Source organism: Cognatundibacterium crateris (assembly GCF_010078235.1).
Taxonomy (GTDB): domain Bacteria; phylum Pseudomonadota; class Gammaproteobacteria; order Burkholderiales; family Burkholderiaceae_D; genus Undibacterium; species Undibacterium crateris.
This window is the reverse complement of record NZ_JAABOS010000008.1, coordinates 95,142-109,116: the sequence shown is the minus strand read 5'-3', so window position 1 is coordinate 109,116 and position 13,975 is coordinate 95,142. Positions and strand designations below refer to the sequence as shown.

Sequence of the window (13,975 nt, the reverse complement as noted above, 5' to 3'; positions counted from 1 at the left end):
CAGAAGTGAACAAGTGAACGTCAGCCTCAGATGTCAGGCCTCAGGAATTGCGCAGCGGCCTGAGCAGTTCGCGTAAATCGTTGTGGTCGATTTCGTACATCAGTTCCAGCAAGCGCCCAAGTTCGCCTTTTGGGAAACCCTGACGTGCAAACCAGCCCAGATAATGGCCGGGTAAATCCGCGAGTACACGACCCTGGTATTTTCCATACGGCATAGCCATGCTGACCAGGCGTTGTAAATCATCGGCCTGACGTGGCCGTGCAAAGGGTAAGCCCTCAGTCATCGCCGTGATTTTCTGCTTCAGCAGAACCAGCAGATGCAGCGCCGGGTTTGCTGTCGGAGCCAGTTTCTTTTTTCTCAGCTTCTTTCTTTTCAGGCTCAGGCTCGTTGGGATAGGTTTTTGCATCCAAATACCGTTCTACCAGATCAAAGAACTGGTTATAGAACTGACCGGTAGGAATGGTTTCGCTGGCGACCTTGACCAGCGCATCATCGGTAGAGCCAAACGGTAAAGACACCGAGCCCAAGGCACTGACACCTATGCTGGCTGAGGTATTGCTTTTCTTGAGTGAATAGCGATCCCGCACTGCATTGGCAAATACGGTGGTGCTGTTACTGCCTTTGCTATCGGCGACGCAGACCACATTGAATTCGATTTCGGCGTGGACTTCGGCGTCATGCTGGTATTTGCGGCGGCCTTTGATGATGGCCGGTTTCCAGTCGCTGATCACATAACCCTGACTGAGCAGGGCGCGTCTGGCGGCTTCGCAGGCGCTTTGTTCGGTACCCGGAAAACTGCGGGTGAACACGCCGGACTCACCAAATTCTTCATGCTGCAAGGCAGCGTTCTTACTGGCTGTGCTACATGCGCCCAGCATCAGGCTGAGGCATAGCGAGGATAAAACTAAAATTCGACGACTCATTTTCATCTGAACCAATATTAAAAAATATGACGAAAGCGCGGCGCAGAATGGTACTGCCTATGCGGGACGTGCCAGCTCAACGCGGGCCGGCGCGATCCCGTTGACTGCGATGTTCAGGCTAAGGCTTCCTGCGCTGCCTGTTCCGGAGTCAGGCCATCAAAATACAGATCGGTGAACCATTCTATCTGTTCTTCGATATGGTCCTGGGCCTGGGCACGGGTCGCACCACCGGCGATCAGATGGGTTTCCACTTCTATGCACCAGGCGATCAGCGCTTGTTCTTCCGGATCGAGATCCTGTTTTTTTGCCATGACGTGGCCTTTCTGTTGTTTTATCTGTTGTTCTGTCAGGTGCGTATTGTAACTTGCTCTGGCAGCCAAGGTTGTTACAGCGCTGTTACCTCGTGCCCGCCGCGCTGGGTTAGTGTGGATACCGGTGGTCAGGCACAGGTGTCAGAAGCTGCCGGTGAACTGGTATTGTTTGCCCGGATGCCACATGGTCACGCTGGTTGCGATTTTGCCTTGTGAGCGGGTTTTTCTATGCAGTACCAGACTCGCTTCCTTGGTCGAAATATGCAGCATCTCAGCGATCTGACGCGGTGGCAGTACTGCCTCAATGCGGTAATCCACGCCTTGCAAAGGGGCGACTGCCACCAGATATTCATTCGGCGTCATGCTGCTGAAATCCTGCTGCAGATATTCCGGCGTCACACTGGAATTGACCCAACGGTCTTCTACCTGTATCGCCACTTCATTCTCGAAATGCACGATCACTGAATGAAACAGCCGGTGTCCGGGCTTCACCAGAAATTCAGCCGCTAACTGTTCGTTGGCGGGACTTTCGCTGAGCTCATGCAATTCGCTGCGATGCACATGTCCGCGCGAACGGATTTCTTCGGCGATGCTTTTTATTTCCACCAGAGTGGCCTGGTATTTTTGTTGTGCGACATAGGTGCCTGAGCCCTGTATCCGGTTCAGTATCTGCTCGCTGGTCAGCTCGCGTACTGCGCGGTTGACGGTCATGCGCGACACAGAAAACTGCGCCGCCAGCATGGCTTCCGAGGGGATGGCCTGGCCTTCTTTCCAGGTACCGGACTGAATTTCCCGCAATAAGTAATCTTTGATCGCCTGAAAGGCGGGGGCGCTGGCTTGAGTGCTGGACACGTGCTTCCTGTTAAAAAGTGGTGGACTCGTGCTGATCGCTGTGAATCACACTTGTAGTGTGTGAGTCCGGGCTGGTCGTTAAGTTCCTGCATTGTCGCATGTAAATTCCGCTTGCAAAAGTTGTATATACAACTTAAACTCGGTGTGTGTAAGACGATGGCTGCAGTCTGTGTCGTGATCGCGCATGACTGAGTCCCGGAAAAACCACCCTCACAGGAGACAATTCATGACAACGCAATTTGATAATGATCCACGCTGGGATGCCAGCCGTGTTATTCACGCACCGCACGGTGCTGAGAAGGTTTGTAAAACCTGGGTGGCTGAGGCAGCCTATCGCATGATACAAAATAATCTGGACCCGGCCGTCGCTGAAAATCCTAAGCATCTGGTGGTGTATGGCGGCATAGGCCGCGCCGCGCGTAACTGGGAATGCTATGACCAGATTCTGGCTTCACTCAAGGCGCTGGAAGCCAATGAAACCCTGTTGATACAGTCAGGCAAACCAGTAGGTGTATTCCAGACGCATGAAGATGCGCCACGCGTACTGATCGCGAATTCCAATCTGGTACCGAAATGGGCCAACTGGGAGCATTTCAATGAACTCGACCGCAAAGGTTTGTTCATGTATGGCCAGATGACGGCAGGTAGCTGGATTTACATCGGCACCCAGGGCATTGTGCAGGGCACTTATGAAACCTTCGCCGAAGCCGGACGCCAGCATTACAACGGCGACTGGGGTGGGCGCTGGATACTGACTGCCGGCCTCGGTGGCATGGGCGGCGCGCAGCCATTGGCAGCCAGCTTTGCCGGTGCGGTGTCATTGAATATCGAATGTCAGCAAAGCAGTATCGACTTCCGTCTGCGTACCCGCTATGTCGATAAACAAGCGAAAGACCTGGACGATGCGCTGGCGCTGATACAGCATCATTGCGAACGTAAAGAAGCGGTTTCTATCGCCTTGCTCGGCAATGCGGCTGAAATCCTGCCTGAGCTGGTCAAGCGCGCCAAAGCGGGCGGCATGAAACCGGATCTGGTGACTGACCAGACTTCGGCCCATGATCTGATCAATGGCTATTTGCCTATAGGCTGGAGCGTGGAACAGTGGAAGGCTGCCCAGCACGATTCGACACAACATGCAAAGCTGACCGCAGATGCAGCTCAGGCTTGTGCGGTGCATGTACAGGCAATGCTGGACTTCCATGCGATGGGTATCCCTACTGTTGACTATGGCAATAATATCCGTCAGGTCGCATTCGATACCGGCGTAAAAAATGCCTTCGATTTCCCTGGCTTCGTACCGGCCTATATCCGTCCGCTGTTCTGTGACGGCAAAGGTCCATTCCGCTGGGTGGCTCTGTCGGGTGATCCGGAAGACATCCGTAAAACCGATGCCAAAATCAAGGAATTATTCCCACACAATAAAGGCGTGCATAAATGGCTGGACATGGCAGGTGAACGTATCGCCTTCCAGGGCTTGCCGGCACGTATTTGCTGGCTGGGTCTGGGCGAACGCCATATCGCCGGACTCGCATTCAATGAAATGGTCAAAAACGGTGAACTCAAAGCACCGGTCGTGATTGGTCGCGATCACCTCGATACCGGCTCAGTATCCAGTCCAAATCGTGAAACTGAGGGTATGCGGGATGGTACCGATGCCGTCTCTGACTGGCCTTTGCTGAATGCCTTGCTGAATACCGCCGGTGGCGCCAGCTGGGTCTCTTTGCATCATGGCGGTGGTGTGGGTATGGGTTATTCCCAGCATTCTGGCATGGTGATTGTGGCCGATGGCACTGAAGCTGCTGCTAAGCGTCTGGCACGCGTACTGGTCAACGATTGCGGTTCCGGTGTGATGCGTCACGCTGATGCTGGCTATGAACAGGCAGTCGCCTGCGCCAAGCGCGAAGGCTTGAATTTGCCGATGATTAAATAAGCTGCACTGCGCATAGTCGTCCCGGCCTGCGGTATATGCTGTGCTGTGCCGGGATAAATTTTGTCGCTTTAAAAGATAAACCAGCTGTTACTCTGATGCCGGACGTCGCTGTAGTTCAGCGCCCGGCCAGAGCAGATAAAAAGAGAGAAAACCATGACCACCTGTTTCGAAATTCAACCTGGCCAATTCAGCCTGTCCGATTTGCGCGCGATCTGGAGCAAGCCGCAAACCATGAAATTGACGCCGTCTGCCTATGCAGCGATTAATGCGTCCGCCGATACCATTAGCCAGATCGTCGCCAAAGGTGATGCGGCTTACGGTATCAATACCGGCTTTGGCAAACTGGCCAAGACCCGCATACCGGATGAGCAGCTGGAACTGTTGCAACGTAATCTGATTTTGTCGCATTCCGTCGGTTCCGGCGAATTGATTTCCGATGAAGTGGTGCGTCTGATCCTGGTCATGAAAATCGCCAGCCTGGCACGTGGCGTGTCCGGCATCCGCGCTTCGGTGATCGACAGCATGATCGCGATGGTCAACGCTGGCATTATGCCGACCATACCGGTCAAAGGCTCGGTCGGTGCTTCGGGCGATCTGGCACCTTTGTCGCATATGACGCTGGCGCTGCTGGGTGAGGGCGAAGTCCGGGTTAACGGGCAATTGCAGCCTGCGCGTGAAGCGTTGGCCGCAGCTGGCATTACACCGGTAGTGTTGGCCGCAAAAGAAGGTCTGGCGCTGATTAACGGGACCCAGGTATCGACCGCACTGGCTCTACATGGCCTGTTTTTGGCAGAGCGTCTGCTGGAAGCGGCGACCATTACCGGCGCTTTGTCGGTCGATGCCGCTAAAGGCAGCGATGCACCGTTTGACGCACGTATTCATAGCAGCCGTGGTCAGCCTGGACAGATCGCGACTGCAGCGATTTACCGTTCGCTGCTGGCCGGTAGTGAAATTCGCCAGTCGCACCTGGTTAACGATGAGCGCGTGCAAGACCCTTACTGCCTGCGCTGCCAGCCTCAGGTCATGGGTGCCTGCCTGGATATCATCAATAACGCGGCGCGTACTTTGCTGATCGAAGCCAATGCCGTGACCGATAATCCGCTGGTGTTTGTTGAAACCGGCGAAGTCATTTCCGGTGGTAATTTCCATGCCGAGCCAGTTGCATTTGCGGCCGATACGCTGGCACTCGCGATTGCGGAAATCGGCTCGATTTCTGAACGCCGTATCGCATTGCTGATCGATGCATCTATCTCTGGCCTGCCACCTTTCCTGGTGCCGTCCTCGGGTCTGAATTCCGGCTTCATGATTGCGCATGTGACCGCTGCTGCGCTGGCTTCAGAAAACAAATCCCATGCTCATCCATCCAGTGTCGATACGATTCCAACTTCGGCGAATCAGGAAGACCATGTGAGTATGGCGACCTATGGTGCACGCCGCCTGCATGAAATGGCGCATAACACAGCGACCATCGTCGGCATTGAATTGCTGGCAGCGGCGCAAGGTGTGGATTTCCACGCACCACTGAAAACCTCGGATACTCTGAGCCAGGTACATGATTTACTGCGCGCCAAGGTCAGCTTCTACGACAAAGACCGCTACTTTGCGCCGGATATCGAAGCGGCGAAAGCGCTGGTGATTTCGGGCAGCCTGAGTGCACAATGTCAGGATCTGTATCAGTCGTTGTATTTGAACTAAGCTGAATGAAGTTGAGGACACGAAGGGCTGAACTGCAGCACGGGGTTCAGCCCGGCCTGTCACACCTCATTGCGTATTTTTTTGCGGAACCCTTATGCGTCACTGGACTTTGCACGATTATCACACCATGCCCTGGAAGAATGGCGGCGGTTCAACCACAGAACTCGCGGTATTTCCTGAGCAGGCTGGTCTCGATCAGTTTATCTGGCGTCTGAGCACAGCCAGCGTCAGCAGTGCCGGTCCGTTTTCACATTTTGCGCGCATAGACCGCACGCTGGCGGTGTTATCCGGTCAGGGTCTGATCATGCATTGCGATAGTGAGAGTCAGCATGCGGCCAGTGTCACGCTGACCCGTGCCAGCCAGCCTTACCGCTTTGCCGGTGAAACGCCGGTGTTTGCTGAGCTGCTGGAAGGCGAAACGGTGTTGGATTTGAATATGATGACGCGGCGTGATGCCTGTACCCATCATATGCAAAGACTGGGCGCAGGTCAGCATGCAATTGAAGCGCAGGATGCACAACAGGTCTTGCTGTTTTGTGCGCAGGGCGAAGCCAGACTGGATAACGGCAGTCTGTTGCAGGCCAGTGATTTGTGCCTGTTCGAAGAAAACACGGAACATGCAGGCATACGCTTCACGATTGAGGCGGCAGAACAGGCGGAACTGTATCTGATCCGCATACATTTTTTAGTGACAGGATTAAGCTGATGCAATGGGATAGCTGCTGGCTGAATGTGCATCTGGCCACGATGCGCGATGGATATGGTGAAATCCGCGATGCTGCGATTGCGGTCAAAGATGGTCGCATTGCCTGGCTGGGACCACAGGCAGATTTGCCGTCTGGCTGGCAAGCCAGCACCGTGCATGATGCTGGCGGTGCCTGGATGACACCGGGGCTGATCGATAGCCATACCCATCTGGTGTATGCAGGAAATCGCAGTAATGAATTTGAGGCGCGCCTGAATGGCGTCGCCTACGAAGAGATCGCACGCCAGGGCGGCGGCATCGTTGCTACCGTGCGCGCTACCCGTGCCGCCAGCGAAGAAGAGTTACTGGCGGCCACCTTGCCGCGTCTGCACAGCTTACTCAAAGAAGGTGTGACCACGCTGGAAATTAAATCGGGCTATGGCCTGGATCTGGCGTCCGAGGCGCGTATATTGCGCGTCGCCAGACGGATAGCCGCCAGCTATCCGGTGCGGGTCAGCACCACTTTTCTGGGCGCGCATGCGGTGCCGCCGGAATTTTCCGGACGCAGCGATGACTATCTGCGCGTGGTATGTGAAGAAATGATGCCTGCACTGGCCGCTGAAGGCTTGATCGATGCGGTCGATGCGTTTTGCGAAAAAATCGGATTTTCTGCGGCGCAGACTGAGCGCGTATTTCAGGCTGCGCAAGCATTGGGCTTGCCGGTCAAACTGCATGCTGAACAATTGTCTGACCAGCAGGGCGCGGCACTGACGGCGCGTTATCAAGGCTTATCAGCCGATCATCTGGAGTATCTGTCGCAAGAGGGGATAGCGGCCATGGCCAGTGCCGGTACGGTTGCTGTATTACTGCCTGGTGCATTTTACTTTTTACGGGAAACGCAGTTGCCGCCGGTCGCCGCCTTGCGTGCTGCCGGGGTGCCAATCGCGCTGGCGACCGATTGCAATCCGGGCACCTCGCCCATGACCTCGCTGTTACTGACCATGAATATGGCCTGCACCTTATTCCGCATGACACCGCTCGAAGCTTTACAAGGCGTGACCTGTCACGCGGCGCAGGCGCTGGGGCTGGCGCAGGAAACCGGACAGCTGGACGTCGGCCTGTCCGCCGATTTCGCTATCTGGGATATCGCGCGACCGGCTGATCTGGCCTACTTTATCGGTGGAAATTTCCTTCGGGAAAAAGTTTTTCGTGGTCAGTTACAATAATTTCCTTAAGACACATTTTTTTAACCCCGCTACGGCGGGGTTTGTTTTTGTTCAACGTATAATTATGCCCTGAAGACTCAAGAGTGCCATTTTCTATAAATGAAGTGTGCCGCGCCCATCCTGTTTGCCCCTGATAGCTGTATTGATGACGGTTTTGATCACATACTTGCGCTTGCTGTTTTTGTCTGAGGTATCGAGTCTGGATGTTTTGTGTCCTGCCAAAGCAGCACGACATCATGACTGCGCTCTTTATCCCGTTTCATCGTCCCATACCAGTGCGTCGGAGCACGCACTGATCTGTACTCAAAAAGGTTGATAACATGTTTCAGTTTCGCGAATTTTTCACACGTGGAAAAACAGGACGCTGGATAAGCGGCCTGGCTGCCTTACTGCTACTGAGTATGGTGCTTAGCTGGCTGTTGGTGCCAGGCTGGCTCAAAACACTACTGATAGAACAAACCCAGCAGCAGACCGGGCGTAAGCTGGAACTTGATAAACTCAGCTTTTCCCCTTTGCAGTTAGCCGTAACGGCAGAGGGCGTCAGATTATTTGAGGCGGATCAGAAGAGCACCGCGCTGAGTCTGCACAAGTTAACACTGAACCTGTCTGCCACTTCCTTATTTCATCGTGCCGCAGTGATCGATGAAATCCTGCTCGAGCAACCGGAAATTTTTCTGGTACGCGAGAGCGCCGGTGAAGCCGGGATATATAATTTTTCCGATGTTCTCAATAAACTCGCGGCTCAGCCTAAAAGCGATACAGAGACGCGTTTTGCGATCAGCAATATACAGATACAGGGCGGCCGGATACAGCTCAATGACCGCGTACTGAGCAAGCAATTTGTACTCAGCGATATCGCTATCGGTGTACCCTTTGTGTCGAACTTCCCGAAAGCGATAGACAGCTTTGTGGAACCAAAATTTCAGGCAAAACTGAATGGGGCGCCGATAGACCTGAAAGCGCGCGCCAAACCATTTACCAAAGATCTGGATACCAGCCTTGCAATCGATTTGCATGCGCTCGATCTGGCACAGCTTGTCCCTTATCTGCCGGTGGCGCTGCCGGTGCAGCTGAACTCTGCTTTACTCGATACCCGGCTGGATCTGAGTTTCAAACAACAGGCGCATGCGCAAATCGTGTTGTCCGGCGAGCTGGGTCTGCGTCAGCTCAAGTTACAGGATAAGGCGGGTGCTGATTTATTACAGCTGGAAGCGGTAAAAACCGAAATCCGTCAGTTCGATCTGCAAAAAATGGCGGCAGACATCATCAGGTTGCAACTGAAAGGTCCGCAAGTCTGGTTGACGATGGATAAAAAGCAGGGCCTGAACTGGGCCAATCTGACGCAGAGCGGCGCCGCAACGCCGTCTGCACAGAAGTCTGCAACTAAGTCTGCAAAATCAGATGCTGTAGCATCCCAGTCCACCGCGCTGCCAGCTATCCTGCTGCATCAACTCGCTATAGACGAAGGCCAGCTACATCTGCGCGACAGCCTGCACAGCACGACTGAGCAGGCATTAGATTTCAGTCAGATCAGCTTGCAGGCTCAGGGCTTATCCACACACAAAGATGCGGCAGCGGCCAAGATCAATCTGCAGCTTAAAGGCAGTAGCGGTGAGAGCCTGCAGCTGGATGCGCAATTGCAGCTGGTAAGCGCCACATTGAACGGTAAGCTCAGCGTCGATCAACTGGCGCTGGAACCCTATCAGGGTTTCATCAGCCCCTATCTGAAAGCCACTGTACAGGGCGAACTCAAAGCCCAGACTCAGATCGCATGGCAACAAGGCGTGTTGTCTTTATCGGCGATGGATGCCGAACTCAGCCGTTTTCAGATCGCAGGAAAAAAAGAAGATGGCAGCATCGCTTTGCAATCCTTGCGTCTGGAGCAGCTTGCACTCGATACCGGCAAGCGTGAACTGAGCGTGGATGCGTTACGTTTGCAAGGTTTGAATACAGATCTGCGCCGCAGCAAAGAGCTCGCCAGTGGTTTTCAAAACTGGCTGGTGCCGTCACAGACTGAGGGCAGTGCCAGCCCTGCCAACGCTGCTGCACCAGGTTCAGCCTGGAAGCTGGCAGCGGGCCGGATACAGCTGGAGAACGCCGCTTTGCAATTCCAGGATAGCTCGGTGAGCCCTGCGGTTAAACTCACGACAGAAAATCTCAATCTGCAAGTGCAGGGCTGGCGCAGCGATTTAGCCAATGCCATGCAATTTCAGTTGCAATCCCGGCTGAACCGCAAGGGTAACCTGAAACTGAATGGCACTAGTACAGCGCAACTGGCGCAACTCAAACTGGATCTGGATGCGCAAGGCCTGCCTGTGGCTGGTTTATACCCGTATTTCTCTTCATTGCTGAATGTGGAAATCACACAAGGCGTGGCCAGTGCTAAGGGTAAGCTGCAGCTGGCGCGGGTACTGGATGTGCAACCCGAAATTCGCTATGACGGCATGCTGGGTTTCAATGACTTCCAGATCGTTGAAAACGGTTCGGATGAAGACTTCCTGGACTGGAAATCCATCGTGTTCGATGGCATGCGGGTGAACATAACAGCGGCCCAACAGACGGTCGATATGAAGCAACTGAGCCTGAAAGATTTCTACGCCAGAGCAGTATTGTCGGAGCAGGGTAAGCTGAATTTGCAGAATATCGTGGTACAGAAAACCGCTCAATCTTCAGCAGAAGGCGTTACGCCTGTGGTAGCAGCTGCGGCCAGCGTCGCTGCAGCGACACAGCTTCCAACAGTTACCGCTCAGCCAGTAAAAGCCGCAGCTAAGTCCACAGTCAAGCCGGTGATACGGATAGGACAAATTGCGATACGCGGCGGGAATGTCAATTTCACCGATAACTTCATCAAGCCGAATTACAAAGCGAATCTGACTGGCATTTCCGGCAATATCGGTGCGCTGGCATCCGATAATCCGCAGGCTGCCACCGTGGAGTTAAATGGCAAGGTCGATGATGATGCGCCGCTGCTGATTTCCGGCACGCTCAATCCCTTGTCTGAGCCAGTGTTCCTCGATATTAAAGGCAGTGCTAATGGCATAGAACTGACCCGCCTGACGCCGTATGCCGCCAAATATGCGGGCTATGTGATCGACAAAGGCAAACTGTCTATGCAAGTCAGCTATCGCATAGAAAACCAGCAATTGAAAGCGGATAATGGGGTGACGCTGGATCAGCTGACTTTTGGTGAACGCGTCGAGAGCCCCAGTGCCACTCGCTTACCGGTGATGCTGGCAGTTGCTTTGTTGCGTGACAATGATGGCCGTATCGCGATTAATCTGCCGATTTCCGGCTCTTTATCTGATCCTCAGTTTTCGGTCGGCAGCATCATCATGAAGGTATTCGTCAATGTGCTGACTAAGGCCGTGACTTCGCCGTTCGCGCTGCTGGGTTCTATGTTTGGCGGTGGGGAAGAGCTCGCTTATGTGGAATTTGAAGCAGGCGCTGCCAGCCTGACACCGACCGTGACCGGCAAACTGGATCAGCTGGCCAAAGCGCTCATGAACCGCCAGGCATTGAAGCTGGACATCATAGGCCGGGTCGATCCTGAGACAGATGCGGCTGGCATGCGCAGTCGTAAGCTCGCAACGCGCCTGCAGCATGCAAAGTGGCGTGAGGTCTTGAAAAAGGATAAGTCGGTCAAACTCAGTGAAGTGAGTCTGGATGCGAATGAGCGTCAGCGCTATTTGCAGGCTTTGTATGATGTGGCTAAATTTGATAAGCCCAAAAATATGCTGGGTTTGAGCAAATCGCTGCCTGCCGCGGAGATGGAGGCGATGCTGCTAAGTCACACGGAGATTGATGATGAAGATATGCGCGAACTGGCTCAGAAGCGCGCTGACCTGGTGCGCGATTACCTCGAAGATGTCGCCGGCGTGCCGCGCGAACGCCTGTTTCTGATCGCACCTAAGCTTAAGGTGGAAAGTATTAAAGATAAGGGTTCCGCGGCGCGGGTTGATTTTTCACTTAAATAGCTTTTTACCCATCATGCTATCGCTGATACAGCTGTTGTGAATGGCTGTGCATAGATGTGTGGTTTTTATCCTAAGCGGAACTGTGCTGGCGCAAGATTCATGCTGCATGGGTTCTTTAGAATGAAAAGAATACAAAAACAGAACCTAAACGGAACCCAAACAGAGCGAAAACTTCAGGTGGCGGGCGCGGCACGGTCCGCGCTGCCAGATACTGGATGGTAGGGAATACGGAAATTTAATTGTTTTAGCCACAATCTTGAATTATCCTGAATCGATCAAACCGATGTAATCAACTGAAGTATTCAATAGGAGTGACAATGACAGCAGCAAGCCTTCATCATATTTTGTATGTAGAAGACGATCCGGATATTCAGACGGTTGCACAGATTTCTCTCGAGGTGGTAGGCGGTTTCGCCTTGAAAACCTGCAGTTCAGGCGGGCTGGCACTGTCTGTCGTAAAGGATGGATATACCCCAGATTTATTGTTGCTGGATGTGATGATGCCAAACATGGATGGCCCCACGACGTTGACTGAATTGAGGAAGATTCCGGCGACAGCACATACGCCGGTCGTTTTCATGACGGCCAAGGTGCAGTCATCTGAACTCGAGTTTTACAGGTCCCTGGGGGCGATAGGCGTGATTGCCAAGCCCTTTGATCCTATGGAGCTGTCGGCACAAGTCAATAAGTTGTGGCTGGAAAGAGAGTAAATGAATAGTAAAAATGACAGCTTGCTGGAAAAGTTACGCGCTTTAGAAGCTGTATTCCTGCAAAAATTGCCAGGCAAGTGTGAAGAGATTATCTCTGCACTCAATGAATTTGTCGCGCATCCGGAAAACAAGGATGCGCTGACGGTGCTGCACCGGCATTTGCATACGATGGCGGGCTCGGCCGGTACTTTTGGTTTCTCCGACCTGGGTTTGCAGGCCAGAGCCTTTGAATCCCGTATCAAGCCTTGGCTGGCGAATCCAAGCTGGACTGAAGTTGAGTTGCAAGGTCTGGCATCTGAGTTGCGCCTTTATTTTATGCATGCTGTTGATGGACTCACGCAAGCGCCCGACCATGAAGATGAGTTCATGGCGGAGCTGGTGCCTGGCGAAGATGCGCTAAATGAAACTCGTCTGATCTATCTGGTTGATGAAGACGAGGCACAACAGCAGGCGATTACGGTACAACTTGAGCATTTCGGCTATGAAGTCAAACGCATCCCACATCTTAAAGATCTGGCGTTTGCGATTGCGACACGACGTCCGGACGTGATCGTGATTGAACTCAGTTTCCCCGAAGGGAAAAATGCCGGGGTCGATGAAATCAAGCGTATCGAGCAATTGCAGCGTTTGCGCATACCGACTATTTTTGTTTCGAAGACCAGTAGTTTTGAATCGCGCTTACTGGCAGTACGCGCCAAGGGCGACGGCTATTTTACTAAGCCAGTGGATGTGGTGGCACTGACTGAGCGTATCGACACCATCTCGCAGCGTGATCTGAGCAATGGCTACCGGGTACTGATTATTGATGATGATGTCGTCACCTCTAAGTTTTACGGCGCTATTCTGCGTGACGCCGGCATGAATGTGCGTCTGCTCAATGATCCGACGCAGGTGCTTGCCGTGATGACGGATTTCCGTCCCGAGTTACTGTTGCTGGACGTGTATATGCCGGTCTGCAGTGGCGTAGAGTTGTCGCGCCTGATACGTCAGGATAATTCGTATGTCGATGTGCCTATCGTATTTTTATCGAGCGAAGCCGATGTGAATAAGCAGCTCGATGCCGTCAAGGCGGGCGCTGATGATTTCATCACCAAGCCGGTACCTCCCGAGTATCTGGTCTCGTCCTTGTCTACCCGCGCCGAACGCTATCGCTCACTGCGTGCCCTTATTATGCGCGATGGTTTGACTGGCTTGCTGAATCACACGGCGATCAAAGAGCAGTTGGAAGCCGAAGTATTGCAGGCCCAAAGAAATGGCGCGCCGCTGGCGCTGGCCATGATAGATCTGGATAATTTTAAAAAGATCAATGACAGCTACGGTCATGCCACCGGTGACCAGGTCTTACGCACTCTGGCCCGGATTCTGCGTCAGCGCTTGCGTCGTACTGATATTGTGGGGCGCTATGGTGGCGAGGAATTCGCCGTGATTTTCCCTGACACGACAGCCAGTACCGCCAGGCGCGTGCTGGATCAGGTCAGGCTGGCGTTTTCCAAAGTCAGCCAGCATTCAGAAGAAGTGGAATTTTCTGTCACTTTCTCTGCCGGTGTGGCAGATATGGAAAAAGCGACTGATCCCGATCAGTTGTTCGATGTGGCGGATTCCGCGATGTATGTGTCTAAACAGGAAGGGCGCAATCGCATTACGCTGGCGTAAAGCAGACGCATTAAAT

The 13,975-nt window shown here is 53.4% G+C and carries 11 protein-coding genes; 7 read left to right on the top strand and 4 right to left on the bottom strand.

The genetic code is table 11. The features are described 5' to 3' along the window. Window positions 1-40: 40 nt before the first annotated feature. From EYB48_RS14975 to hutC, 4 genes are all read right to left on the bottom strand, one after another. The gene (locus EYB48_RS14975; RefSeq protein ID WP_162021183.1) at window positions 41-283 is read right to left on the bottom strand and encodes a DUF3820 family protein; all 243 of its coding nucleotides are present in this window, start codon (window positions 281-283) and stop codon (window positions 41-43) included. Beyond that, the gene (locus EYB48_RS14970; protein WP_162021182.1) at window positions 276-923 is read right to left on the bottom strand and encodes a DUF2242 domain-containing protein; all 648 of its coding nucleotides are present in this window, start codon (window positions 921-923) and stop codon (window positions 276-278) included. Before EYB48_RS14970 ends, EYB48_RS14975 begins: the two co-directional genes overlap by 8 nt. A gap of 113 nt (window positions 924-1,036) precedes the next feature. Continuing rightward, window positions 1,037-1,234 (bottom strand): hypothetical protein, encoded by a 198-nt coding sequence (locus EYB48_RS14965; RefSeq protein WP_162021181.1) that lies wholly within the window; start codon window positions 1,232-1,234, stop codon window positions 1,037-1,039. A 141-nt stretch (window positions 1,235-1,375) separates the two neighbouring features. Then, a complete protein-coding gene (gene hutC / locus EYB48_RS14960; RefSeq protein WP_162021180.1) occupies window positions 1,376-2,086 on the bottom strand; it encodes a histidine utilization repressor in 711 nt (236 codons plus the stop codon). A 226-nt stretch (window positions 2,087-2,312) separates the two neighbouring features. Here hutC and hutU point away from each other — a divergent pair, with 226 nt between their 5' ends. From hutU to EYB48_RS14925, 7 genes are all read left to right on the top strand, one after another. Continuing rightward, window positions 2,313-4,016 (top strand): urocanate hydratase, encoded by a 1,704-nt coding sequence (gene hutU, locus EYB48_RS14955; protein WP_162021179.1) that lies wholly within the window; start codon window positions 2,313-2,315, stop codon window positions 4,014-4,016. Between the two features lie 153 nt (window positions 4,017-4,169). After that, window positions 4,170-5,711 (top strand): histidine ammonia-lyase, encoded by a 1,542-nt coding sequence (gene hutH / locus EYB48_RS14950; protein WP_162021178.1) that lies wholly within the window; start codon window positions 4,170-4,172, stop codon window positions 5,709-5,711. Window positions 5,712-5,805: 94 nt separating this feature from the next. Further along, window positions 5,806-6,417, top strand: a complete 612-nt coding sequence (locus EYB48_RS14945; RefSeq protein WP_162021177.1) for a HutD/Ves family protein — start codon at window positions 5,806-5,808, stop codon at window positions 6,415-6,417. After that, window positions 6,417-7,622, top strand: a complete 1,206-nt coding sequence (gene hutI / locus EYB48_RS14940) for an imidazolonepropionase (RefSeq protein WP_202927798.1) — start codon at window positions 6,417-6,419, stop codon at window positions 7,620-7,622. Before EYB48_RS14945 ends, hutI begins: the two co-directional genes overlap by 1 nt. A gap of 320 nt (window positions 7,623-7,942) precedes the next feature. Beyond that, entirely contained in the window at window positions 7,943-11,596 is a 3,654-nt protein-coding gene (locus EYB48_RS14935) for a DUF748 domain-containing protein (RefSeq protein WP_162021176.1), read from the top strand. A gap of 317 nt (window positions 11,597-11,913) precedes the next feature. Further along, a complete protein-coding gene (locus tag EYB48_RS14930) occupies window positions 11,914-12,306 on the top strand; it encodes a response regulator (protein WP_162021175.1) in 393 nt (130 codons plus the stop codon). Then, complete coding sequence (locus tag EYB48_RS14925) at window positions 12,307-13,959, top strand: diguanylate cyclase (protein ID WP_162021174.1); 1,653 nt, start codon at window positions 12,307-12,309, stop codon at window positions 13,957-13,959. Window positions 13,960-13,975: the final 16 nt, after the last annotated feature.